This window comes from Hyphomonas sp. (genome assembly GCF_016125515.1).
Taxonomy (GTDB): Bacteria; Pseudomonadota; Alphaproteobacteria; order Caulobacterales; family Hyphomonadaceae; genus Hyphomonas.
On record NZ_WGLO01000015.1, the window covers coordinates 13,714 to 35,709 of the forward strand.

The 21,996-nt window shown below is 63.7% G+C and carries 24 protein-coding genes, 1 tRNA gene and 2 pseudogenes; 19 read left to right on the top strand and 8 right to left on the bottom strand.

The annotated features are described in order from the left end of the window. Positions 1 to 25: 25 nt before the first annotated feature. Together GC148_RS15970 and GC148_RS12165 are read right to left on the bottom strand one after the other, a co-directional pair. Positions 26 to 941 (bottom strand): annotated as a pseudogene (locus tag GC148_RS15970) (nucleotidyl transferase AbiEii/AbiGii toxin family protein). Further along, a complete protein-coding gene (locus GC148_RS12165; RefSeq protein WP_291071032.1) occupies positions 931 to 2,022 on the bottom strand; it encodes a type IV toxin-antitoxin system AbiEi family antitoxin domain-containing protein in 1,092 nt (363 codons plus the stop codon). Before GC148_RS12165 ends, GC148_RS15970 begins: the two are co-directional and overlap by 11 nt. Positions 2,023 to 2,414: 392 nt before the next feature. Between GC148_RS12165 and GC148_RS12170 the strand changes: the two genes are divergently transcribed. From GC148_RS12170 to GC148_RS15975, 8 genes and pseudogenes are all read left to right on the top strand, one after another. Beyond that, entirely contained in the window at positions 2,415 to 2,687 is a 273-nt protein-coding gene (locus GC148_RS12170; RefSeq protein ID WP_291071033.1) for a DUF1153 domain-containing protein, read from the top strand. Between the two features lie 90 nt (positions 2,688 to 2,777). After that, a complete protein-coding gene (locus tag GC148_RS12175; protein ID WP_291071034.1) occupies positions 2,778 to 3,440 on the top strand; it encodes a hypothetical protein in 663 nt (220 codons plus the stop codon). Then, a complete protein-coding gene (locus GC148_RS12180) occupies positions 3,437 to 4,351 on the top strand; it encodes a FliG C-terminal domain-containing protein (RefSeq protein ID WP_291071035.1) in 915 nt (304 codons plus the stop codon). The genes GC148_RS12175 and GC148_RS12180 overlap by 4 nt, the downstream gene beginning before the upstream one ends. After that, the gene (locus tag GC148_RS12185; protein ID WP_291071036.1) at positions 4,348 to 4,752 is read left to right on the top strand and encodes a hypothetical protein; all 405 of its coding nucleotides are present in this window, start codon (positions 4,348 to 4,350) and stop codon (positions 4,750 to 4,752) included. Before GC148_RS12180 ends, GC148_RS12185 begins: the two co-directional genes overlap by 4 nt. Beyond that, complete coding sequence (fliN, locus tag GC148_RS12190) at positions 4,749 to 5,015, top strand: flagellar motor switch protein FliN (RefSeq protein ID WP_291071037.1); 267 nt, start codon at positions 4,749 to 4,751, stop codon at positions 5,013 to 5,015. The genes GC148_RS12185 and fliN overlap by 4 nt, the downstream gene beginning before the upstream one ends. Positions 5,016 to 5,073: 58 nt before the next feature. Continuing rightward, positions 5,074 to 5,946 carry a phenylalanine 4-monooxygenase gene (gene phhA, locus GC148_RS12195; protein WP_291071038.1) on the top strand — a complete coding sequence of 291 codons (873 nt, stop codon included), beginning with the start codon at positions 5,074 to 5,076 and terminating at the stop codon, positions 5,944 to 5,946. Between the two features lie 189 nt (positions 5,947 to 6,135). Further along, the gene (locus GC148_RS12200) at positions 6,136 to 6,381 is read left to right on the top strand and encodes a helix-turn-helix transcriptional regulator (protein WP_291071039.1); all 246 of its coding nucleotides are present in this window, start codon (positions 6,136 to 6,138) and stop codon (positions 6,379 to 6,381) included. 28 nt (positions 6,382 to 6,409) lie between these two features. Continuing rightward, positions 6,410 to 6,541: pseudogene (locus tag GC148_RS15975) on the top strand (HipA N-terminal domain-containing protein); the annotation flags it as partial. A 15-nt stretch (positions 6,542 to 6,556) separates the two neighbouring features. On the opposite strand, the gene GC148_RS12205 reads toward GC148_RS15975, so the two are convergent. Next, on the bottom strand, positions 6,557 to 7,003 hold the full coding sequence (locus tag GC148_RS12205; protein ID WP_291071040.1) for a MarR family transcriptional regulator: 447 nt from the start codon (positions 7,001 to 7,003) through the stop codon (positions 6,557 to 6,559). A gap of 78 nt (positions 7,004 to 7,081) precedes the next feature. Between GC148_RS12205 and GC148_RS12210 the strand changes: the two genes are divergently transcribed. From GC148_RS12210 to GC148_RS12230, 5 genes are all read left to right on the top strand, one after another. After that, a complete protein-coding gene (locus GC148_RS12210) occupies positions 7,082 to 7,732 on the top strand; it encodes a glutathione S-transferase family protein (protein ID WP_291071041.1) in 651 nt (216 codons plus the stop codon). Between the two features lie 10 nt (positions 7,733 to 7,742). Further along, a complete protein-coding gene (locus GC148_RS12215) occupies positions 7,743 to 8,213 on the top strand; it encodes a VOC family protein (protein WP_291071042.1) in 471 nt (156 codons plus the stop codon). A 56-nt stretch (positions 8,214 to 8,269) separates the two neighbouring features. Next, complete coding sequence (locus GC148_RS12220) at positions 8,270 to 8,725, top strand: VOC family protein (RefSeq protein ID WP_366063836.1); 456 nt, start codon at positions 8,270 to 8,272, stop codon at positions 8,723 to 8,725. Between the two features lie 4 nt (positions 8,726 to 8,729). Next, on the top strand, positions 8,730 to 9,452 hold the full coding sequence (locus GC148_RS12225; RefSeq protein ID WP_291071044.1) for a DUF1428 domain-containing protein: 723 nt from the start codon (positions 8,730 to 8,732) through the stop codon (positions 9,450 to 9,452). A gap of 96 nt (positions 9,453 to 9,548) precedes the next feature. Beyond that, positions 9,549 to 11,678, top strand: coding sequence for a TonB-dependent siderophore receptor (locus GC148_RS12230; protein ID WP_291071045.1), 2,130 nt, complete (start codon positions 9,549 to 9,551; stop codon positions 11,676 to 11,678). An 18-nt stretch (positions 11,679 to 11,696) separates the two neighbouring features. Here the strand turns inward: GC148_RS12230 and GC148_RS12235 are convergent, their stop codons facing one another. Further along, complete coding sequence (locus tag GC148_RS12235; RefSeq protein ID WP_291071046.1) at positions 11,697 to 13,589, bottom strand: polysaccharide biosynthesis protein; 1,893 nt, start codon at positions 13,587 to 13,589, stop codon at positions 11,697 to 11,699. A 440-nt stretch (positions 13,590 to 14,029) separates the two neighbouring features. Beyond that, positions 14,030 to 15,076, bottom strand: coding sequence for a GSU2403 family nucleotidyltransferase fold protein (locus GC148_RS12240; protein WP_291071047.1), 1,047 nt, complete (start codon positions 15,074 to 15,076; stop codon positions 14,030 to 14,032). A 185-nt stretch (positions 15,077 to 15,261) separates the two neighbouring features. Between GC148_RS12240 and GC148_RS12245 the strand changes: the two genes are divergently transcribed. After that, complete coding sequence (locus tag GC148_RS12245) at positions 15,262 to 15,552, top strand: hypothetical protein (protein ID WP_291071048.1); 291 nt, start codon at positions 15,262 to 15,264, stop codon at positions 15,550 to 15,552. A 57-nt stretch (positions 15,553 to 15,609) separates the two neighbouring features. Here GC148_RS12245 and GC148_RS12250 read toward each other — a convergent pair. After that, positions 15,610 to 15,686, bottom strand: a tRNA-Ile gene (locus GC148_RS12250). A gap of 100 nt (positions 15,687 to 15,786) precedes the next feature. Between GC148_RS12250 and GC148_RS12255 the strand changes: the two genes are divergently transcribed. Then, complete coding sequence (locus tag GC148_RS12255) at positions 15,787 to 16,584, top strand: SIMPL domain-containing protein (protein WP_291071049.1); 798 nt, start codon at positions 15,787 to 15,789, stop codon at positions 16,582 to 16,584. 64 nt (positions 16,585 to 16,648) lie between these two features. On the opposite strand, the gene GC148_RS12260 is transcribed toward GC148_RS12255, so the two are convergent. Both GC148_RS12260 and GC148_RS12265 read right to left on the bottom strand, forming a co-directional pair. Then, positions 16,649 to 17,614 carry a KpsF/GutQ family sugar-phosphate isomerase gene (locus GC148_RS12260; protein WP_291071050.1) on the bottom strand — a complete coding sequence of 322 codons (966 nt, stop codon included), beginning with the start codon at positions 17,612 to 17,614 and terminating at the stop codon, positions 16,649 to 16,651. 92 nt (positions 17,615 to 17,706) lie between these two features. Next, the gene (locus tag GC148_RS12265) at positions 17,707 to 18,939 is read right to left on the bottom strand and encodes a D-alanyl-D-alanine carboxypeptidase family protein (RefSeq protein ID WP_291071051.1); all 1,233 of its coding nucleotides are present in this window, start codon (positions 18,937 to 18,939) and stop codon (positions 17,707 to 17,709) included. 232 nt (positions 18,940 to 19,171) lie between these two features. Here GC148_RS12265 and GC148_RS12270 point away from each other — a divergent pair, with 232 nt between their 5' ends. From GC148_RS12270 to clpS, 4 genes are all read left to right on the top strand, one after another. Next, positions 19,172 to 19,588, top strand: a complete 417-nt coding sequence (locus GC148_RS12270) for a phasin (protein ID WP_291071052.1) — start codon at positions 19,172 to 19,174, stop codon at positions 19,586 to 19,588. 167 nt (positions 19,589 to 19,755) lie between these two features. Further along, entirely contained in the window at positions 19,756 to 21,075 is a 1,320-nt protein-coding gene (locus GC148_RS12275) for a tetratricopeptide repeat protein (protein WP_291071053.1), read from the top strand. A 19-nt stretch (positions 21,076 to 21,094) separates the two neighbouring features. Then, positions 21,095 to 21,496, top strand: a complete 402-nt coding sequence (locus GC148_RS12280) for a DUF1499 domain-containing protein (protein WP_291071054.1) — start codon at positions 21,095 to 21,097, stop codon at positions 21,494 to 21,496. A 98-nt stretch (positions 21,497 to 21,594) separates the two neighbouring features. After that, positions 21,595 to 21,954 (top strand): ATP-dependent Clp protease adapter ClpS, encoded by a 360-nt coding sequence (clpS, locus tag GC148_RS12285; RefSeq protein ID WP_366063838.1) that lies wholly within the window; start codon positions 21,595 to 21,597, stop codon positions 21,952 to 21,954. Positions 21,955 to 21,996: the final 42 nt, after the last annotated feature.

Sequence of the window (21,996 nt, forward strand, 5' to 3'; positions counted from 1 at the left end):
CGGGTTGGCGATGCCGAAGGACATATCAGTTGAGCAATGATTCGAGGCTTTCGCACTGCGCGGCGTGCTTTTCCGGGTTCGTGTCTCGCAGTTTCAGGATGTTTTGCAGCTTCCACTGGACGGCGGGCAGGTCCGCCGCGGATGGTAAATCGATGGCGTCGAAGTCCGGTTCGCCATTGACCAGTGTTCGCAGAAATCGTGCCGCATTGCCGTTCAGGCGCGACTGTACATCTGCAATGAGTGTGACCCGCACTTGCTCCAGTTCGGCGAGGCTGACCGCATCGACAGTCATGCCGGAGAACTCAGCCTCGAAGACGTTTGATAAGGGTGCGAGGTTCGGGTTCAGCAATTCATGCGGAGGTCTGCTGGAGCTCGCGACACAGACGAGGAAGGCCCGGAAGAGATCATCCGTAATGCCCTCATGCTCTTAGAGCAGCTTCACATCGAACAGGTCGCGCGGGTGCTGACGGTCAAGCGCGGCATGGAGCTTGCCGGCATAGAGATCCTCGAACGCGACCAATCTTGTCTCCGCGAACCCGAATTCGTCCTCGACCGCAGGTGAGACGCGTTTGGTCTCGGGCTCGAACACAACGCCGCGTGTCACAGGGGAGGTTTCGACCTTCACGGATGCAGCGCCGCGCCGAAACAGGACGCGGGTGGCGCCGCCGCCACCGCCCGGGATCCGGGTCGCGGTCACGCCTCGCACTTTCGAGCCTGCCGCAGCGATACGGGTCATGGCGGCGTCGATGTCCGTAAGGGATTGCGCGCGTTCCCTGACCGGCAGGAAGGTCAGATCGACATCGACCGACAGGCGCGGAAGATCACGATAGAGCAGGTTGATCGCCGTGCCGCCTTTCAGGGCAGAAGTCTTCTTCTGCCGCCACGGCAGGCTGGATATCCACCAGCAGCCGGACCTGATCCACATATCGCTCACGTGCCATGGCGAGCCTCACTTTGCGGCATCAGCTCAGGCGGCACGGAGACCTTGTAGTGCGGATGAAACTGTCCTTTGTCAAAGAGGGCGCGGGGCCCCGAGCCGAGGTCGAACCGCTCCGGCGAGAGATGTCGCCGCCAGGCATGAGCATGCTTGTCGGCAAAAACGAAGAAGAGCCGCTTGACCTTGATGCTGGTGCAGGACGCCAGCAGCTTTTCCAGTCGGCGGGGGCGCGCGGACACGAGGCCTTCAAAGGCCGTATCGACGATATGAGCGCTCTCATGCTTCGGCAGCTCATCCAGCAATTCAAGGATGGCGCGTTCCGGCGTTGAACACTTCAGCAGGCCAACGGGGGAGTCGACCTCCGTCGTTTCCTCATGGGCCTTCATGTCGAACAGTTTGGCGCTGTGCAGCCTGTAGCGGCCCGCCTCATCCAGCCGCTTGAGCCAGGTCGGATGGGCTTCGCCATAAAGGTGGACGTCCTGATCGCCGCGCATCGGCAGATAATGGGCGAACCCTTGCAGCTCCAGTGCGGTCCGTCCGCCAACCACTGATGAATAGTTCATGATGTGCTGCAGCGAGCGCACCACGCGTTGCCAGTCTGCGCCGCCAGCGACAACCTGCGGCCGTCGATAGAGGCCGCGCACCACCGGTTCGAGCCAGCCGCTGTCTATGTATTTGTGGGCGAGCATGCGCGTGATGCCATGACGCTCCAGCGTTGACGTATCGACCAGCTGACCTGGCAGGACGGTCTCCAGCAGCCATTTTAGCTTTGTCTCATTTTGTCGCCTCATAGGATACAAAATAGCCAATTTTCGAAATTTAGCAAGTGGAGAGTTTTGAAAATACGCAGACTGGTATACCCAAAGGGTACTAAAACCACCAAACTCGAAACGCGCCGGGTTAAGCGAACACGCCTGTACACACGCCAGCACCCAGTGATCACCGTGAGCCGTACAAGGCTCTAAATTCTCGCAAGACGTCGCAAGAGCGTCGCCCCGCAAGGTCAACGGGAACCGATCTAAGTGTTTGTTGAAGAACACTTTTTTAGCGAAAACTTGCACAGCCTCGGTGGTTCTCGCAAACATGCGAAAGCCGAGCTCCCAAAGACCAAATCGCCGATCTTGCCGGTCACGTGCCTGGCGCAGGGGTCACCGGTATCGACGGGCTCGATCACCGCGAACTCTGCCTCGACCGGCAGGTCCTTTCCGCCATCCTCGCCTTCCTCGGATACACCTAGCCGGATCTTTTTTTGCCTGATCCTTACCGGAATCTGGCACGCAAACCCCGCTTCCGGCAGGTTTTGGCCCCAATTCCCCGAAATGTGCCGCCCCGGAACAGGTTTCCAAACGGGCCCCTAACGGGGGTGGCCAAACTCATCTTCCAAGGCAAGGCCGGGCTTAAACCGCCTCGTGTACGGTCCGCTCATACCCCTGCAGAAGCGGGGTGAAACGCTAAGGACCGTGAAGTGGTTTTTGAAATGAACATGCAGAATGCACGCCCGATGAGTGTCAAAGGCCCGGACGGCCAGAAGCTCACCCTCGCCGACCTGCCGTCGCCCGGCATCTCCCGCTGGGTCACCCGCCGCAAGGCGGAAGTTGTGGCCGCCGTCCAGGGTGGTCTGTTGACCCGCGAAAGCGCCTGTGAACGCTACAATCTGACCGAAGAAGAGTTCGAAGGCTGGGAGCGGCTCTACGCCCGTCACGGCGCCAAAGGCCTGCGCACGACCCGCTTGCAGCAATACCGCCGTTAACGCGGCGTTTGCCTTGTTAAACCTGCCTTAAGGCGGGCCTTCTAGCCTTCCGGGAATCTGCCGGCCAAACGGCCGGCCCCGGAGAGCACGATGGCGCTTGGCAAGACTGCAGACACGGCTCAGGCGGGGCTGCTGCGCCCGCTGGCGCTGCTGGCCTGCGCGCTGGCGCTCGGCCTGCTGGCCTGGCGCGGCGCCGCCCTGCTGACCGGCCCGGGCGCACCGGTTGCGGCGACCCCCGCCGAAGCTGCGCTCGCCGACATCCTTACCCCGATCGCCGGCCCCGGCCTTGCGCGCATCAGCGTCGCCTACAATGCCGAAGGTGGCCGCACATTGCTCGTCCTGCTGGACGACGCGGCCGCGCCCCGCATTCCGGAGCTCCAGCGCATCGCCCCCATCGCCGCCGGCCTGATCCCGGAGCGCGGCGACAAGCTGGTCATCGAAACCGTTGCCTTTGCCGGCGGCCTGCCGGGCCGTCCAGACATGGCGGCCTGGATCGAACTTGCCGCACTGGCCGGCCTCGGCCTGATTGGCGGGGCACTCGCCGTGCTGGCGCGCACCCCGGCGCCGGTCGCCGCCGCGCCGTCCCAGATCCTTCCGGCCCAGCAGCCAGTGGAGCGTCCGCGTGAGGCGCTCCGGGCCCAGAGACCCGTCGCGGTGTCGACGGACGCCGCCGCGGACCTCGCGCGCCGCGATCCCGCCCGTGCGGCGGCCGTTGTGCGCGGCTGGATGACGGCCAAGGATGAAACCGCATGAGCGCGCTCACCCGCCCCCAGGACACTCTTGCCCCGGGCCTCGCCCGGTCGGCCCGGTTGATGCGCGCGCTGGGTCCGGACGCGGCCGCGATCTGGGCTGAGCTTGATCCGCAGGAAGCTGCCAGCCTCAGCGCGGCGATGGACCGTCTCGGCGACGACCCTGCCGGTGAGGCCGAAGCGCTGCGCCGCTTCACCGAAGCCCAGCGCAGCCCCGCCGCCTCGGGCGTGTGGGCAGACCTTTCAGCGCTCGACACAGCCTTGCTGTCCGGTCTCTTGCGCAACGAGCGCGCGCAGATCGTGGCGCTGGTCCTCTCCCGTCTTACCGGTGAAGCCGCCGCCCGGTTGCTGCGCGCCTTGCCGCCCACGCTGTCGATCGATGCCATGCAGCGCCTTCTGCATATCGGCGAGGTGCACCCCGCCGCGATGGCGAGCCTCGAGCAGCACCTGAAGGGCCGCGTCAAGGCGCTGGCCAGGGACGGTGCGCAGGTGGGCGCAGAACGTATCGCCAGGATCTTCGACCGGCTCGATCCGCGTGCGGGCACGCTGTTCCTCAGCGCGCTCGAAAAGGCGGAGCCGGGCACGGGCGAGAAAGTCCGCTCCCTGATGTTCACCTTCGACGACCTCGCGACGCTGGACGCTGGCGGCATGCAGACATTGCTGGCGGCCGCAGACCGGGCCGTCCTGATCACTGCGCTCAAGGGCGCAAAGGACACAACCGCGGCGGCCTTCTTCGCCAACGTTACCCAACGTTCCGGAGACCTCCTGCGCGAAGAGATCGCTGCGCTGGGCCCGCTGCGCCGCAGCGATATCGAAGCGGCCCGCACCGAACTGGTGGAGCTTGCGCGCCTGCTGATCGGCCGCGGCGAGATCCGAGCGGGCAAGGCTAATGATCTTGACGAGCTGGTCGAATGACGGCGCGCGCTGTGAAGTCCGTCACGCCGTTCGACTTCCGGGCCGATTTCGGGCCGCAGCCGGAAGAGGTAGCGGCCGAGGATCCGGCCCGCGTCAGTTTCACGGGCGAGGAGATTGCCGGCCTGATCGCGCAGGTGCGCGCTGAGACCCTCGCGGAGGTCGCCCGCGTCAAGGCCGAGACCGAGAGCGAACGCCTCGCCGCCGTGACCGCCGAGCTTGCCCAGGCGCTTGAAGAGATCGCTCAGGTGATGCGCCTGATTGAGTCCAGCCAGTTTCACGCTACAACCGAGGCGCGCCTGCGCAGCCTCATCGATGGCGCGGCTGCGCGGATCGTTCACGGGCAGGGCGACCTGTTTGCGGCGACCGGGCTGTCGCCCAAGCCGAAGGAAGACCGGACATGACCGAACCAGGCAATCCCGCGCTCCACCGCATGTTGATGGACGTTCCGGTGCGCGTTGAAGTCGTGCTCGGCGAAGTGCGCCTGACGATGGAAGAACTGTCGGCGCTGACGCCCGGCGAAGTGCTCACGCTTGAGAAACAGACCGGTGAGCCGGTCGACATCTACGTGTCCGGCCGCCTGATCGCGCGCGGCAAGCTGGTGGTCGCCGATGGCGAACTGGGCGTAACGCTGACCGAGATCGTGGACGCGCGCACGGTCAATTGAAGCGCCCCTAAATTAGTTACATCTGGAACTAATTTTCCATTTGGCCTATACTGGCTGAATGGACACAGGCTTTGCAAAGAATCGCTATCACGATGCGCCCCGCGCCGCCGATTTCACGATCGACCAGGCATGGGAGACCTACAGCGCGGCCGAACATGACCGTTGGGACCGGCTGTTCCGGCGCCAGCGCGAGGTGACCAAGGGCCGGGCCTGCCAGGCGGCGCTCGATGCGATGAACGCGCTGGAGCTGTCGCCTTCGGGTATTCCGCACATGGGCCGGTTGTCCGACCGGCTGGAAGTGATGACTGGCTGGCGGGTCGTGCCGGTGGCGGAACTCGTGCCGGACGACATTTTCTTCGACCACCTTGCCAATCGCCGGTTTCCGGCAGGCGCCTTCATCCGGCCGGAAGCGGAGTTCGATTACCTGCAGGAGCCGGACATCTTCCACGACATCTTCGGTCATGTGCCGATGCTGGCGAACCCTGTCTTTGCGGACTTCATGGAGGCCTATGGCAAGGGCGGCCAGCGGGCGATGCGTCTCGGCCAGCTGCACAACCTGGCGCGGCTCTACTGGTACACGGTTGAGTTCGGACTTATTCAGGAGGCGGACGGTCTGCGCATCTATGGTGCGGGCATCCTGTCGAGCCCGCAGGAAACCGTGTTCGCGCTGGAAGATGCGAGTCCCAACCGGATCGGATTTGATGTGCAGCGCCTGATGCGGACCAAATACATCATTGATGACTTCCAGCAGACCTATTTCGTGATCGACAGTTTCGATGCGCTTCTGGAGGCCTGCTACCGCGACTTCGGGGATGTGTATGCCGAAGTGAAGGGCGCGTCCGACCTTGAGGCCCACGAGATCGCGCCGGAAGACCGCGTGATCACCCGCGGCACGCTCGATTATTTCAAGGCGGGCGGCCGTAAGGGCTGAAGCCTGCACGTGCGGCCGGACGCAGCTTGCCTGATCGCGAAGTCTGCACTCAACGGCTCCAGGCCGGGCCCTGGCGTTGCGCTTGGGTACGGTGGTTGGGGCCTTAACCTGAGAGCATTACGAGCCGATCTCATACGCATTTGCGTATAAATAAATTCTATGCGCAAACGCGTATAAGGAGGATAGCCTGTGGCTGATCTGGTTCGAAGCCCGCGGATGGCGGGCGATCTGGTGCGCAAGGCACGCCTCGGCGCTGGCTGGACACAGGCCGAGCTCGCGGCTCGCATGCGGGTACGTCAAGCGACAGTGTCCAAACTGGAGGCAGGAGCGCCGGCGACCCGTATGGAAGTGTTCTTTGACGCCATGACGGCGCTCGGCCTCGACCTTGTCGCCAACAAGCGCGGCGGTAGGGCGGACTTTGTAAAACTCATCTGATGGCGCGCCGGAGCCGGACGCGCAGCGGCTGAGCGTCTATCTCAATGTCCTTTTCGTCGGGCGGTTTGAAGAGGCCGGCACGGGGGCGGTCTCCTTTGGCTGTGATGCGGGATGGATCGACTGGGCCGGCGCGATGCCGGTCTCGATCTCGATGCCGCTCGGGGCGCAGGCGCGGTCAGAAGGCGGCGGCGATCTGGGCAAGTTCGCGGCGGAGGGATTTACCGTTGGTGGTGAGGTGGGTGTCGACTTCGTCATGAGTGCGGCGCCAGACCGGAACAGCGGCTTTCAGGAGATCGCGGCCGGCATCGGTGAGGTGGAGACGGCGCGAGCGCCGGTCGTCCTTGTCCGGAACAATTGCGACCAGGCCGCGGCGTTCGAGCGGCTTGAGATTGGCGGTCAGCGTGGTGCGGTCCATCGCCAGGAAGTCGGCCGCCTCGCCAAGGCGCGGCGCGTTCGGCCGGTTGAGCGACATCAAAAGCGAATACTGACCATGGCTGATGCCGAACGGGGCGAGCGCCTGGTCGAACCGGCGGGCGAGGGCCCGGGCGGCGCGGTGCACGCCGAGGCAGAGGCAACGTCCATAGACTTCGTGCGTGATGCTGAGCGGCAGATCTGTTCTCATGACCGATATATAAGTTGACATCAACGTATCTGTCAACGAGAACAGGCAGGCTACCTGAAGACAGAAGGGGAGACCGGGATGCCTGAAGTGACCGGCTACAAGTGGGTTCCGGAATTTGCGCAAGGGTTCGTGCGCGACCTGCGGGTGCGCTGGGCGCTCGAAGAAGCGGGCATTCCCTATGACGAGCATCTCATCTCGCTGGAGGAGAACGCGTCGCCCGCGCATCTGAAACGCCAACCCTTCGGGCAAGTGCCCGCCTATCGCGACGGGGCGGTCGACATGTTTGAATCCGGGGCGATCGTCTTGAAGATTGCCGAGCGCAGCGAAGCCCTGATGCCGGCAGATGACCCGGGCCGGGCGCGTGCCATGAGCTGGATCTTTGCCGCGATGAATTCGGTCGAGCCGCGCTTGATGAATGTGCGCAGTGCAGAGTTGTTCTGGGCCGGCGAGCCCTGGGCGGAGAGGTTCGGCGCGAAAGCCGCCGAACTCCTGCAGATGCGGCTCGCACGGCTCTCGGACTGGCTGGGTGACAAGCCGTTTCTGGAGGATCGCTTCACAGCCGGCGATCTCATGATGGCGTGTGTGCTGCGCGAGATTGAGGGGACAGACCACCTGGCGGCATTTCCCAACCTCGAGGCTTATTGTGCGCGGTGCCTGTCGCGGCCGGGATTCAAGGCGGCGCTGGCGGCGCAGCTGAAGGCGTTTGCGGCCTATGAAGCAGCAACTTGAGGAGGATGTCATGACGGGTCTCGAAAGGAAGGTGCGCCCCTGTCTCTGGTTCGAGACGGGCGGGGTGAAGGCGGCGGAGTTCTATGTGTCGCTGCTGCCGGACAGCCGGATCGATGCGGTGTTCGAGCATGGCAATGCGACCGATCCGATGGTCGTGGAATACACGCTGGGCGGGGCGCCGATGATGCACCTGACGGCGGGGCCGATGTACAAGCAGACACCGGCGGCCTCGATCAGTGTGCTGACGAAGGATCAGGCGGAGACGGACCGGTTGTGGCAGGCGCTGCTGGAGGGCGGGGGCAAGGAGAGCCGGTGCGGCTGGCTGGCCGACCGGTTCGGTGTGTCCTGGCAGATCGTGCCGGAGAAGATGGTGCGTCTGTTCCACGATACGGACCAGGTGGCGGCCGCGCGGGCGCGCGCCGCGATGCTGGAGATGCGCAAGATCGACATTGCGGCCATCGAAGCCGCGTTTGCAGGGTGATGGAGGACAAGATGACAAACCCGAAGAGGAAGCCAGTGGCAGAGATTGCCGCTGAAATGGGCGTGAGCCTGCTGTCGCCGCACCTGACGTGCCGGGATTGCAACAAGGCGATCGATTTCTACAAGGCCGCTTTCGGGGCCGAGGAGATGATGCGCCTGCCAGGACCGGACGGGCGGCTGCTGCACGCTTCGGTGCGCATCAATGGCGAATTGGTGATGCTGAATGATGAGTATCCCGAAATGGGCGGAGCCTCGCCGCTGGCGCTGGGCGGCACGCCGGTGACGCTGCACCTGATGGTGGATGATGTGGACGCTGCGGCGGCGAAGGCCGTGGCGGCGGGCGCCGAGGTGGTGATGCCGGTGGCGGACCAGTTCTGGGGCGACCGGTACGGCGTGGTGAAGGACCCGTTCGGGCACCAATGGTCGATCGCGTCGCCGGTCTGGCCGCCGAAATCGCCTGAAGAGATGGACGCGGCGCGCGACGCCGCGATGAAGCAGATGGCTGGAGGCTGACCTGATGGCCTATATCGACGGGTTTGTGCTGGCGGTGCCGAGCGCCAAGAAGGACGCCTATCAAAAGATGGCGTCGGACGCCTCGGCGGTGTTCCGCCGGCTTGGCGCCATCGGCTTGGTCGAGAACTGGGGCCTCGATGTGCCGCAGGGCAAGGTGAACTGTTTCAACTCGGCCGTGATGCGCAGGCCGGATGAGACTGTGATGTTCTCCTGGATCGTCTGGCCGGACCGCGCGGCGCGCGATGCCGGCAACAAGGCGATGATGGAGGACCCGGCGTTCGAGGGCATGTCTCCTGAGACGATGCCGTTCGACGGCCAGCGGATGATTTTTGGCGGGTTCGAACAGCTGTTCGGCGACGCGCTGGCGGCGCCGGGCATCGTCGACGGGACGCTGATGCCGGTGCCGGCAGGCAGCCGCGCCGCCTATCTGGCGGCGGCGGAGAAGCTCGCGGCGGTGTTTGTCGAGCATGGCGCGACGTCGGTGGTGGATGCCTGGGGCGACGACTTGCCGGAGGGCAAGGTGAACTCCTTCCATACGGCCGTTCTGAAGAAGCCGGATGAGAACGTGATTTTCTCCTGGATCAACTGGAAGGACGCGGCGACGCGTCAGGCGGGCTGGGACAAGGCGATGGCCGATCCGCGGATGGCCGAGTTCAGCCCGGTCACGACTGGCGCGGACCTCGGGCGGATGATCTACGGGACGTTCGAGCCCATCGTGACGGGCTGACCGGTCCGGAATTATTTGCTTGCGAATGAGTTGCAATAAGGGTCGCCGCCCGTTACAGCGAATGAGAAACATTCTCAGTAACTGGTGGTCCTTTACATGTCCGTTCCGTCTTCAGACTTCATTCGCCCGCGCCTCGTTGCGCGCCTTCTGGGCTGTGCGGCGACCCTGGGCATTGGGATCGCTCCAGCGCTGCCGGCGTTTGCCGACGATGCCCCTGACGAGGTCAAGCGCCAGGAGACCGTCTATGTCTATGGCACCCGTTCGGGCTATACGGAGGATACCTCTCGCGGGGCCACCAAGACCACCACGCCCATCGTCGAGATTCCGCAGGCCATGACCGTCATTACCGGCGACCTGATGCGCGATCAGGCGATCTCGGGCATGGCAGAGGCGCTTCGCTTCGTGCCAGGTGTGACGGTCGCGCAGGGCGAGGGGCACCGGGATGCGCCCGTGCTGCGCGGAAACACGACAACGGCCGATTTCTTCGTCGACGGCGTGCGCGACGATCTCCAATACTACCGCGATACCTACAACACCGACCGGATCGAAGTGCTCAAGGGGGCTTCGGGGCTCGTGTTCGGGCGCGGAACGGGCGGCGGCGTGATCAACCGCGTGACCAAGCAGGCCGATGGCGAACGGGTGCGCGCGCTGACGCTGGGCGTCGGCTCGTTCGGCTTTGGCCGGGCCAATGCGGATCTGGGCGACGCCATCGCCGAGGGTGTAGATGGGCGGCTGAACCTTGTTTATGAGCAGGCAGGCAGCTACCGCGACGGTGTGGAGTCTGAGCGCTACGGATTTGCGCCTTCGGTTTCGGTTGATTGGAGTGAGCGAACAACGCTTCGTCTGTCAGCGGAGCATTTCGTCGATGAGCGCGTGACCGATCGCGGCGTACCGTCGATCAATGGCCGGCCTTTCAGCGTTTCCGAAAAGGCCTTCTTCGGTAATCCGGACCTCAGTCCCAGCGATGTGACCGTGAGCTCGGTTTCGGCGGTTCTGGAACATGAGTTTTCCGACGCGCTGACCTTGCGCTCAACCTTGCTCTTCGCGGACTATGAGAAATCTTATCAGAACATCTTCGCGAGCGGCGCAGTGAATGCCCAGGCCGGCACGGTGCAGCTTGCGGCCTATAACTCGCAGACGGAGCGCCAGAACCTGATCAGTCAGACAGATCTCATCTGGGAGGGGCTGCTGGGAGGGATGGAGCACACGCTTCTGCTGGGCGTCGAAGCGGGTCGGCAGGAGAGTGACAACCAGCGTGTGGAAGGCCAGTTCCCGGCAGCGGGCGGACTTGAGCGTCTCACGGTCTCGATTGCCGACCGGGGGCAGGATGCGGTCGCGGTGTTCGGCCGGCTCTCGCGCGACAACACAAACGACCTCGATCTGTTTGCCGTCTATGTGCAGGACCAGATCAAGCTCACCGATGACTTGCAGATCGTTGCGGGCGCGCGGTTTGATCGCTTCGACTTTGCGTTTGGAAACCGGCTGGGCGCTGATGCCGCGCGGACCGACGAGTTCGTGTCGCCGCGCTTCGGCGTTGTCTATCAGCCTGTAGAGGACCTGTCGGTCTATGCCAGCTGGGCCCGGTCGTACCTCCCACAATCGGGCGAGCAGTTTTCGTCACTGACACCCTCGCAGGCGGATTTCGAGCCGGAAGAATTCGAGAACTCCGAAATCGGCTTGAAGTGGCAGCCTTCGGACGAACTGCTGATCACGGCCGCGCTGTTCCGGCTTGACCGGACGAACACCCTGTCGCCGGGCGCTGTATCGGGCACGACCGTTCAGACCGGCGCGCAGCGCAGCGAAGGCCTGGAGCTCGCATTGCAGGGTCAGATCATCGAGGGCTGGGATGTTGCAGCGGCCTATGCCTGGCAAACGGCAGAAATCACCGAGACGACAACTTCAGCCCCGGCTGGCCGTGAAGTGCCTCTGGTCGCCGAGCAGAGTGCGAGCCTCTGGAACAAGGTCCGTGCGACCGCGCGGCTAGACTTCGGGCTCGGTCTGGTCTGGCAGGACGACCGGTTCGCGTCGATCTCGAATGCCGTGGCTTTGCCGGGATATACGAGGGTTGATGCAGCGGCCTATTATCAGCTGTCGGATGACCTGACCCTTCAGCTGAACCTCGAAAACCTCACGGGCGAGACCTATGCGGCCAGTTCGCACAATGACAACAACATCATGATCGGCGCGCCCCTGACGGCCAAGCTCTCGCTGAGCGCGCGGTTCTAGTCCTGGTGGGCGAGCACCTCAGGCGGGCTTGCGGCGGCGCGTTGCGGCAAGGGCGGCGCCGTATTCCGGCACGAGATTGCCGAGAAGGCGCAGGGCTTCCAAAGTTTCGTGGCGGCGGGCAGCGTCCATCAGTACGCTGATCTGCTTTTCAAGGAGTTCGTTCTGCGGCGGTTCGCAAACGACCCGGTTGACGCCGTCAACACGGGTCGTCTCGAGCTCTTCATAGGCGTAGGTCAGCGCTTCGTGGCGCTTCTCGCCCTTGCGCATGCCGGTGGTGACGATCTCGATATCGACGCCGGGCACCTTGCCCTTGAGGCGGATCATTGTCTCGGCCAGCTGGCGGATGGCGATCGGCTCGCCCATGTCGAGCACGAAAAGCTCGGCATGGTGCGCTTCGCGCTGCAGGGCGGCGGCCTGGAGGACGAGCGAGGTCGCCTCCTCGATGGTCATGAAGTAGCGGGTGGCTTCAGGATCGGTGATCGTCACCGGCCCGCCGGCCGCGATCTGGCGCTCGAACAGCGGCACGACGGAGCCGGATGAGCCGAGCACATTGCCGAACCGGACCATGGCGCTGGCCATGCCGGCTTCGGTGGTGATGCGGCTGATGGCGAGTTCGGCCAGGCGTTTGGTGGCGCCCATGACATTGTCTGGCGCGACGGCCTTGTCAGTCGAGATGAACACGAACTGGCGCGCGCCCGAGGCGGCGGCGGCCCGGGCGACGTTCACCGCGCCGCCGACATTGGTAAGGATCGCTTCGCAGATGTTCTCTTCCATCAGCGGCACATGTTTCAGCGCGGCAGCGTGGATGACGATCTCGGGCCTTGATTGCGCGAAGGCTGCATTCATGCGGACAGGGTCGCGGATGTCGCCCAGATGCGAAGTAAACGGCAGGCTAGGATGGTGTACGCGCAGCAAATGGTCGATCTGGTAGAGATTGAATTCGGACGAGTCGATGATCGTGAGGGCTGCGGGAACGTTCTGCGCGACCTGCAAGGCCAGCTCTGACCCGATGGAGCCGCCGCCGCCGGTGACCACGATCCGGGCACCGCTGATCAGGTCGCGCACCGGCCGGCGGTCAAGTGCGCGTTCCGGGCGGGCGAGCAGGTCGGCCGCGCGGATCGGTTCGAGCGTCTGCGCCGTCTCGTCATGGCCAAGCGCCATGATGTCCGCCCGGTGGGTGGAGGCGATTTCGAGGATACGGGCCATCTGGCCGCGTTCGCGGGCGGGTCCGGTGACGGCGACCCAGGGCGCGCTGCCATAGCGCAGCGAAAGCACGTCGATGACCTCGCCCAGCGTGTCGAGGTTGCCCATGATCGGCACGCCGCGCACGGCCCGGCCGGGCTGGTCAGAGCTGACCTCGATCAGGCCGAGCACGCGGACGGTCGAGCCGGCCGCGGAGGCTTCCAGCCGGCGCAGGACGTTGACCCAGCTGTCGGCGTCGCCGACGAGCAAGACCGGCTGGCTCTGGTGCGGCAGGCGCTGGAAGATCTGCAGCGGCGCATTGGTCGTGCGATAGCGCGCGAACATACGGCCGGCGAAAAGCGCGGCCGTCCATAGGGTGATCGTGACGAGCAGCGTCGGCAAAGGGTTATGCAGCCGGCCATTCAGGGCCACCATCACCGGCAGATAAAGAAGGACCGACAGGGCGATCCCCTGGATCAGCTTGAACGCGTCGGGCGCGCCGATATGGCGCCAGACCTGGCGGTGGACGCTGCCGGTGACCAGACCGCACGCCGCCGCCAGCATGAAGGCGGCGGTGGCCAGCAGCCAGGCCTGGACCGGGAAATGTGAAACATCGCGGTCGGACACCAGCATGGCCAGGTGTGCCAAAGTCATGCCAAGGCCGGCCATCGCCAGGTCGAAGGAAAGCGTGAGTGCCATTGCGCGCCGGGCGGCGTCTCTGGGGGTCACTGACTCAACTCCTTCACAGGGAGCCGCCGAAGCGGCTTGGCTGATTTGTGCCACCGAAGCCGGCCCGCGAAAAGCCGGAATTCGTTGCAGAGGTGTAATCCATTGCGCGAAATCCCTGACCGGGGGATTCGGCCCTCGCGCCACAGCCGTGGCGGCGCGCCTGCGCAGGTGCGCAGACTGCCGTAGCCTCAGGCGCCACGGACCGCGCGAGGGCACGAGATGTGTTCAAATGCTCCAGCACGTTCCGGATGTTCCGACCTTGCACGCTCACCGGTTTTCCTCTTTCCAGTTGCGCGCCCTGATTGCAAGAGGCCGTACGTCAGTGCGTTCCTTGCCATGTTAATGTTGCACTTTTCAGGTCGCCCATCCGTCCATTTGCCCGCCCCACGGGCGTCCGGACGTTTTCTTGCGAGTAAGGGAGCGGTTCACGATCGATGCAATCAGTCTGTTCCCAGGATTGCTTGAACGATTTTCCGCGCTTCATCTCCAAGCCGCGCAGCGCCTGTTTCAAGCCGGTGTCGCCAGGCTGGGCCCCGTGAGACGGCCTCTTCGAGAACAGCGATCAGGTCGTCCGATCTGCGTTTGGCGGCGAGCGCTTCGACAAGAAGGCCAGCCTGAACAATATCTTTGTCGGACTTAACAGCACTCTCGCCAGCTTCGTGCCGCATAGTCGATACAATCAACTTATGAACTGCATACCGCTCCGGAGATGGAACATTCACGAGTGTTCCGAAGCGCGTGAGGATCGCCGCTTCGGTCGTATCTCTCAGCAAGAAGTCCAGAAAGCGGAGGGGAACAGCATCGGATCGCAGGCTCGGCAGGTTGACCGGAGCGTCCCGGTCGGCGCCGCGATTCGTGGTGAGGACGTCGACCCGGTATCCACCAGGGCGAATATAGGTTGCGGCGATGTTGGGGCCTGCCAGGGAAGGAACTGGCGCAAATTCCCTATCGACTGCCTTCAGGACATCGATCAGGGAGACGTCGAGTGAGTCATTGAGCGCGACAGATACACCATAGTCTTGTGCGAGATCGACATCCCCGGTTCGTATGGCGGCATTGGGCAGCCTTATGCCAAGAAGGCCGGCATACGCTTGGAAAGCGATGGTGCCGACAATCACACCTCTCAGGCGGAACACACCAGCCTCCGCGAAAGCGTCTATCACGGCGCCTGTCAGTGCGTCCGGTTCGGGCAGGCCGGCACCTGAAAGTGAACGCCGGATCGCTTTGCGCGTATCGGCATGCGCCTTCGCATTCATCGCGCGTTCGATGGCCGCCTGGCGCTCCGGCGTGTCAGCGCCCAGGTACCGTTCGGGCGGGCGGCCCTGCGGGGTCGTCGGTTCCTGCACGTACCAATAGTCTTTTCCTGAGATGCTTCTTTTTCGGAAGGTCGAGCCCTCTGGAAAATCAGACGCTGTCGCAAGCCGCAGCTGGTCTATCAGCTCAGCGTAGCTGGTCTGGATGACGAGGGGGAGTTCCTGGATGGTCATTTACCGGCAAAATACAAAAATGCCGGTAAAAGTCAATAGTCGTAATGATTTCAATCCACTTACCACACGAAAATCCTCTCGTATCGTAAGGGTGATCAGGGCGTGACGGTCATCTCCAGCAGCAGGACCGCTTCGATCATTTCGTCCGAAAGTTCAATAGCGAGCGGCCTCACGAAGGGCCGGGCATGGCTTGCCCGGCGAGCGTCCACACGCCGTCACCGCGCCCCGATTACGGCTTGCCGAATATCGATTATCCCTTCCGCGGCCACGACACCCTGATCACCGCCTGCGGCAGGCTCTGCATGCACAGCAAGAAGATCAACATCTCCACCGTGCTCGCCGGTCAGCGCGTCGGCCTGAAGGAAGTCGATGACGGCATCTGGCTCGTCTCGTTCATGCAATACGACCTCGGATACGTTGATCTCGAGGCAAGGACACTACAAACTGTCGACAACCCGTTCGGGGCGAAAGTGTAACCTATCTCTCCGGAACATTCTGTTACCTATGTGTCCGGGTCGGACAAAAAGGGGGGGTGGTGGGCCCGGCAGGACTTGAACCTGCGACCAAACCGTTATGAGCGGTCCGCTCTAACCAACTGAGCTACAGGCCCCTGAACAGGTCGTTTAGGCGCCGCACGTGTGCCATGCAACGGCCTTGTTCGGGTTCGAAGACGGGCGTACCGGTTTTGAATAACGGAAAAGGAGTTTCCGATGATGCGTCCTGTGTATTCCATGGTGGCGCTGCTGCTGGCCGTTGCCCCCGTCGCCTGCGCCCAGATGCCGATGACCGGCAAGATGGCGCCGATGGGTGAAGGTTCCAGCATGATGGGAATGATGAATCACAATTCGATCCAGCCCGAGACAACGCTTCAGATCAATGCCGAAGCGAGCATCAACCGGGCGCCCGACATGGCCTACATCACGGCCGGCGTGACCGAGGAGCGTGCGACCGCCAGTGACGCGATGGCCGCCCAGTCCGAAGCGATGAACGGCGTGTTCAAAGCCCTCACCGATGCCGGCATTGCGTCGAAGGACCTGCAGACCTCGGGCCTGAGCCTCTATCCGCGCTATGACTATGTCGAAGTGAAACAGCGTGATGGCAGCTCGCGCGGCGAGCAGAAGCTCGCCGGTTATGTGGCCACGAACCAGGTGACGGCGCGCGTGCGCGACCTCGCCACGCTGGGCGCCACGATCGACAGCCTTGTCAAAGCAGGCGGCAATACCTTCTCCGGCGTCACGTTCGCGATCGAGAATGACAAGGAGATCAAGAACCAGGCCCGCACGCAGGCCATGAAGGACGCGATTGCGAAGGCCGAGCTGTACGCCTCGGCGGCCGGTCTTAAGGTCGCGCGGATCGTGACCATCACCGAAGGCTACGAATATGCGCCGCAGCCGATGATGATGGCGCGTTCTGAAAAGATGATGGATGCGGCGGAACCCACGCCTGTTTCGGGCGGCGAGATCGGCGTGACCGCCAGCGTCAGCGTTCTGTTCGAACTGACGAAGTAAGCTTCAAGGGGCGGCGCTCATTCGGGAGCCGCCTCGTTGGCCGGTGGGAAAAAGCCGAAGCGCCTTACAGGTAGCCTTCCGCGAGCAGGTCTTTCATGTCGATCAGGCCGAGCGGACGGCCGGTATCATCGACGACAAAGGCGTTCGAGATACGGTTCTCGCTGAGGCGCTTGATCACGAACTGCATGCGTTCTTCCGGTTCGATCGTGCGCGGATTGGCCGTCATCACATCGCCTGCCGGGGCGCCGGCCTTGCCCGCCATCATCGCCCGGCGCAGGTCGCCGTCCGTGACCATGCCGACGAGCGCGCCCTCGGCGCTGACCACGCCGGCGCAGCCCTTGCGGCCTTCCGAGACGGCGAAGACAAGCGCTTCGAAGCTCGCATCGGCGTTGACCAGCGGCATCGCATCCTTCTGTTCACGGACATAATCACCGGCCGTCTGCAGCGAGCGGCCGAGCTTGCCGCCCGGATGACGGAAGCCAAAATCTTCCCGCGAGAAGCCGCGCCGCGCCATCAGAACGATGGTGAGCGCATCGCCGAGCGCGAGCGCCATCGTGGTGGAGGAGGTGGGCGCCAGGCCGTTCGGGCAGGCTTCGGCGACGGTCGGCATTTCGAGCAGCACGTCCGAGTAACGGCCAAGGGTCGATTCGGCGGCGCGGGTCATGGCGATCACCGGGATCTCGTTTCCCTTGCAGTAGCGCAAGAGGTCGACCAGTTCGCGGCTTTCGCCGGAATACGAAATCGCTATGACCACGGAGCCCGGCACCAGCATGCCGAGATCGCCATGGCTCGCTTCGGTCGGGTGGATGAAGAAGGCGGGCGTTCCGGTGGAGGCGAGGCTCGCCGCAATCTTCTGGCCGATATGGCCAGACTTGCCGACGCCGGCGACCACCACGTGGCGGTCGGTCGACAGGATCACGTCCACGGCTTCGATGAGCGTGTTGCCCAGCGCGCTCTCCAGCTTGTCGAGGGCGTCGCGCTCGGTGCGGATGACGCTACGGGCGAGGTTCAGGTCTGAATTTGCGCTCACGGTTCAAGGACTCCCGGGCCGGTGCAGGACAGCGAGCGGGGTTGTGCGGGAGACGCGCGGGTTCGGCAAGTGCCCGGGTGCGCGCGAGCCCGTCAGCGCTGGGTCTGGCGCAGCACGTAGTCGGAGATTTCCGGGCTGGGGCGGGCAGGCTTGGTTTGACGGGCCTGATACTCGGCGACCGACAGGCCGGCGGCCTGGGCGGCGAGGGCTTCGGTCTGACGGGCTTCGTACTCGCTGACCGAGAAGCTGGCGCCGGGTGCGGGCAGGGCCGGCGACGGCTGGACTTCGGCGACATCGTCGGACCCGTCGCCTTCAACCACCAGCATTTCCTCGGCTTCGCCTTCATCCGTGGTGTCGGCGAGCGCGAAGTTTACCGGATCGGCCTTGTAGGCGCTCAGCGGCTTGCCGTTCAGCATCGGCTCGGCGGCATCGTTCGGGTTGGCCGGCACCTGGACGGCGGCAAACACCGTGGAGCCGCGCAGGGTGGGGGAGACTTCAGCGGGGTCGCCATAGGTGGCGAAAGCGGCTTCGACGAGCGAGGCGACGTGCGCGTTTCGCGACTTGGCGGTGGCGCCGCCGAGCATCACGACGATCACGCGGTGACCATCACGTTCGGCCGAGGTCATCAGGTTGAAGCCAGAGGCGCGGGTGTAGCCGGTCTTGATGCCATCAACGCCGACAACCTCGCCGATGAGGTCGTTATGGTTCTTGTAGACCATCCGGCCCCAGGCGAATTTCTGGTTCTGGAAGTAGTGATAATACTGGCTGTGCTGCTCAAGCAGCGCGTCGGCGAGCAGGGCGAGGTCGTGGGCCGTGGTGATCTGTGCTGTGTTCGGCAGGCCGGATGCGTTCTTGAAGGTTGTGTTCTCAAGGCCGAGATCCCTGGCTTTCTCGGTCATCCGGGCGGCGAACTTGCGCTCGCTGCCGGCCAGGTGTTCGGCGATGACAACGGCCACGTCGTTGGCGGATTTGGTGACGAGCGCGAGGATCGCGTCCTCGACCTTGATCTTGGTGCCGGCCTTCAGTTTGAGGTTCGACGGCGGCTGGGCGGCGGCGTTTTTGGACACCGTCATCTTGTCGGTGAGTTTCACGTCTCCGGCGTTGATCGCATCGAACAGCAAGTAAAGCGTCATCACCTTGGTGAGTGAGGCGGGATAGCGGGAATCCTCGGCATTGCGCTCATGGAGGATTTCGCCGGTATCGGCATCCATCACGAAGGCGGCGTATTTTTCAGCAAGCGCGCTGGGGGCAAGAACCAGCGCAGTCGACCCGATGGCAATCGAGACAGCCGCGGCGCGGTACAAGGAACGACTGAGCAGCGCCATGATTCAGGCAACCTCCAAAACTCGAAACCCCGGCACTCCCGGAACAAAGCTAGATTCGGCCAAACCGGTTGACCACTGCTTAACACAGCGATTCCGCTGACACTTTCGTAAAACATGCAAGATGAGTGCAAGTTGAACGACAAATGCTTAATGTTGCACCGCACAAAATTTATTGCATCTGCGAGGGCGGTGTGCTATTCAAAGGGCACCTGATTGAAGAAGGAATCCCCGAATGGCCAAGACTGCTGACTCTGCAACCCGCGCCAAAGCGGAAGCCCGCCCTGCTGCTGCGACCACCAAGAAACTGGAAGCCGGCATGGACCAGATGGCCGATTTTGCCTCCAAGATGACCGGATTCACCGAAGGCAGCGTCAAAGCGCTGACCGACAGCGCTGTCGCTTCGACCGAAGTGATCCGCGAGATCGGCAACCGAAATGTCAGCTTCATGACCTCTGCCATGGAGCAGGGTGTCGAACTGACCCAGACGCTGGCCAGCGTGCGCGACCCGAAAGAGATGTTCGAGATCCAGACCGCGTTCGCCAAGTCGATGTTCTCGGCTTTCACCACCGAACTGACCGCCCAGACCGAGCTTTGCGTCAGCGCCTGGCGCAACGCCGCGAAGCCCTACATGGCGTCCTTCTCGAAATAAGATACCGGGGCCCGGTGGGCCGGGAGGCTCTCCCGGCGCTGTAGAGTTGAAGGGCTGGACCTGATGGGTCCGGCCCTTTTTCGTTTGGAGCTGACCCCGCGTCCGGCTTGCGACTCGGCGGCGCTGGCCACACTATGGGCGCTGGCGACGCGGGCGGGAGCCAGGCGATGACATTACACGACCGGCAGGGGCTGGAACTGACAGGGGCTTCGCCGCGTGCGGCGGAGCTGTTCGACCTGGGGTGTAGCCGCTTTGCCCGGTTTTGCGGCGATCCGATCGAGCCGTTCCGGGAAGCCCTGGTCGATTCCCCCGAATTCGGCATGGCGCTGGTCGCAAAGGCCTGGATCTATGCCATGTCGACCGAACCGCAGGCGACCGCGAGCGTGCGCCGGATGGTGGACGACCTTGAAGACATGCCGCTTGGCCCCCGCGAAGAGGGCCATGTCCGGGCGCTGAAACTGGCCATGACGACGGAATGGACGGCGGCGGCCCGCGCGCTGGACCTGCATGGGGCGGCCTATCCGTGCGACCTGATCGGGCTGATGGCGGGCCACCAGGTGGATTTCCTGACCGCGAATGCGCGCAACCTGCGCGACCGGATCGCCCGGGCGCTGCCGGCCTGGGAGGGGGTGCCGGGACGGTCTCACCTGCTCGGCATGCTGGCTTTCGGCCTTGAAGAGATGGGCGATTATCGCCGCGCCGAGGCCGCGGGGATGAAGGCGCTGGAGCTGGATGCCGATGACAGCTGGGCCCACCATGCAGTGGCCCATGTGATGGAAATGCAGGGGCGCGCCGCCGAAGGGCGCGATTTCATCCTGCGGCGGCGCGCGCACTGGGCGCAGCCGGAGAATTTCCTCAAGGTGCACAATTGGTGGCACCTGGCGCTCTGTCATCTGGAGCTTGGCGAACTCGACGTGGCGCTCGCGCTTTATGATGAGGAAGTGCGCGGCGAGCCGACGACGGTGGCGCAGAACCTGGTGGACGCCTCGGCGCTGCTGTGGCGGATCCATCTGCTGGGTGGCGATACGGGAGAGCGCTGGGACGAACTGGCGGACACATGGACCCAGCATGCCGACGGCAAATGCTATCCTTTCAACGATGTGCATGCCGCGATGGCCTATATCGGCGCCGGCCGGCGCAGCGACGCAACGGATCTGGTGAAGATCGCCCATGAGGGCAGTCCGGACCACGAGATGAACCGCTGGATGCGCGAAACAGGGGAACCGCTGATCGACGGTTTCCTGCATTTTGACCGCGGCGAATTCCCCGCCGCCATTGAACCCTTGATGCGGGCACGCCAGATAGCAAACGCGTTCGGGGGCAGTCATGCCCAGCGCGACGTGATCGACTGGACTCTCATCGAAGCGGCATTACGGGGCAAGAACCTGGCGGTTGCGCGGGCGCTGGTCCAGGAACGCCTCGCGCTGCGTCCCGATAGCCGCGTGAATCTCGCCTTTGCCCGCCGCGCCGGTTTGCGCGCGCATTGAACCAACAGGACCCCAACCCATGCCCGGTTTCATCGACTTCAAGACGCTCGAACGGCCCTCAAGCCCGAACACCGCCTTGCTGGCGCCCGAAGGGTTTACCCCCACGGCAACGCCGGACGGCGCCGCGCCGGTCTACAACGCCGCGCCGGCCGAGCTTTATGCGCGGGCCCTGAACGCAGTCGCCGCCAAGCCGAACTGGCAGCTGGGCGAGAAGGACGACGCCGGATTGCGGCTCAGGTTCGTGGCAGTTTCGGCGCTGATGCGGTTCAAGGATGACGTCGATCTCATGATCCTGCCGGCAGATGGCCAGCCGGGCAAATCCACGTTCGCTGCCTATTCGCGATCCCGCGTGGGCTATTCCGACCTCGGCGCAAACCGCAAGCGTCTCGACGCCCTTTCGGGCGCGTTGATGGCGCCTTGAATTCGGGCACATCTGCAATGAAGCGCCAAATGCATCTTCAAACTCGAGCAGGAACGTATATCTTGTCAGACATGAACCTCGCTCTCGACCCGATCCGGATGGCGGGACCGCCTGTGCCGGGCACGCCCCCCGGGGGCGGAGCGCCGGGCGAAGGTGATGGAACGAGTTTCGACCTCGCCACCGAAACGCGGATCAAGACCAAGAAGCCGTCGCTCTACCGCGTCCTGCTGCTGAATGACGACTACACGCCGATGGAATTCGTCGTGTTCATCCTCGAGCGGTTTTTCAACCGTTCGCGGGAACAGGCGACCCGGATCATGCTGCACGTCCACCAGAAGGGCGTCGGCCTGTGCGGGGTCTATACCTACGAGGTTGCCGAAACCAAGGTAGCCCAGGTGCTGGATCTTGCCCGACGACACGAACACCCGCTCCAGTGTGTCATGGAGAAAGAAGACTAGACGCCCCATATGAAAAAAGACGAACGTTCCTAATCACACGAC

Coding starts and splice junctions, on each gene's coding strand:
- GC148_RS12165 (WP_291071032.1), bottom strand. CDS start 2,022: ATGTTTGCGAGAACCACCGAGGCTGTGCAAGTTTTCGCTAAAAAAGTG.
- GC148_RS12170 (WP_291071033.1), top strand. CDS start 2,415: ATGAACATGCAGAATGCACGCCCGATGAGTGTCAAAGGCCCGGACGGC.
- GC148_RS12175 (WP_291071034.1), top strand. CDS start 2,778: ATGGCGCTTGGCAAGACTGCAGACACGGCTCAGGCGGGGCTGCTGCGC.
- GC148_RS12180 (WP_291071035.1), top strand. CDS start 3,437: ATGAGCGCGCTCACCCGCCCCCAGGACACTCTTGCCCCGGGCCTCGCC.
- GC148_RS12185 (WP_291071036.1), top strand. CDS start 4,348: ATGACGGCGCGCGCTGTGAAGTCCGTCACGCCGTTCGACTTCCGGGCC.
- fliN (WP_291071037.1), top strand. CDS start 4,749: ATGACCGAACCAGGCAATCCCGCGCTCCACCGCATGTTGATGGACGTT.
- phhA (WP_291071038.1), top strand. CDS start 5,074: ATGGACACAGGCTTTGCAAAGAATCGCTATCACGATGCGCCCCGCGCC.
- GC148_RS12205 (WP_291071040.1), bottom strand. CDS start 7,003: ATGAGAACAGATCTGCCGCTCAGCATCACGCACGAAGTCTATGGACGT.
- GC148_RS12210 (WP_291071041.1), top strand. CDS start 7,082: ATGCCTGAAGTGACCGGCTACAAGTGGGTTCCGGAATTTGCGCAAGGG.
- GC148_RS12215 (WP_291071042.1), top strand. CDS start 7,743: ATGACGGGTCTCGAAAGGAAGGTGCGCCCCTGTCTCTGGTTCGAGACG.
- GC148_RS12220 (WP_366063836.1), top strand. CDS start 8,270: ATGGGCGTGAGCCTGCTGTCGCCGCACCTGACGTGCCGGGATTGCAAC.
- GC148_RS12225 (WP_291071044.1), top strand. CDS start 8,730: ATGGCCTATATCGACGGGTTTGTGCTGGCGGTGCCGAGCGCCAAGAAG.
- GC148_RS12230 (WP_291071045.1), top strand. CDS start 9,549: ATGTCCGTTCCGTCTTCAGACTTCATTCGCCCGCGCCTCGTTGCGCGC.
- GC148_RS12240 (WP_291071047.1), bottom strand. CDS start 15,076: ATGACCATCCAGGAACTCCCCCTCGTCATCCAGACCAGCTACGCTGAG.
- GC148_RS12245 (WP_291071048.1), top strand. CDS start 15,262: ATGGCTTGCCCGGCGAGCGTCCACACGCCGTCACCGCGCCCCGATTAC.
- GC148_RS12255 (WP_291071049.1), top strand. CDS start 15,787: ATGATGCGTCCTGTGTATTCCATGGTGGCGCTGCTGCTGGCCGTTGCC.
- GC148_RS12265 (WP_291071051.1), bottom strand. CDS start 18,939: ATGGCGCTGCTCAGTCGTTCCTTGTACCGCGCCGCGGCTGTCTCGATT.
- GC148_RS12270 (WP_291071052.1), top strand. CDS start 19,172: ATGGCCAAGACTGCTGACTCTGCAACCCGCGCCAAAGCGGAAGCCCGC.
- GC148_RS12275 (WP_291071053.1), top strand. CDS start 19,756: ATGACATTACACGACCGGCAGGGGCTGGAACTGACAGGGGCTTCGCCG.
- GC148_RS12280 (WP_291071054.1), top strand. CDS start 21,095: ATGCCCGGTTTCATCGACTTCAAGACGCTCGAACGGCCCTCAAGCCCG.
- clpS (WP_366063838.1), top strand. CDS start 21,595: ATGGCGGGACCGCCTGTGCCGGGCACGCCCCCCGGGGGCGGAGCGCCG.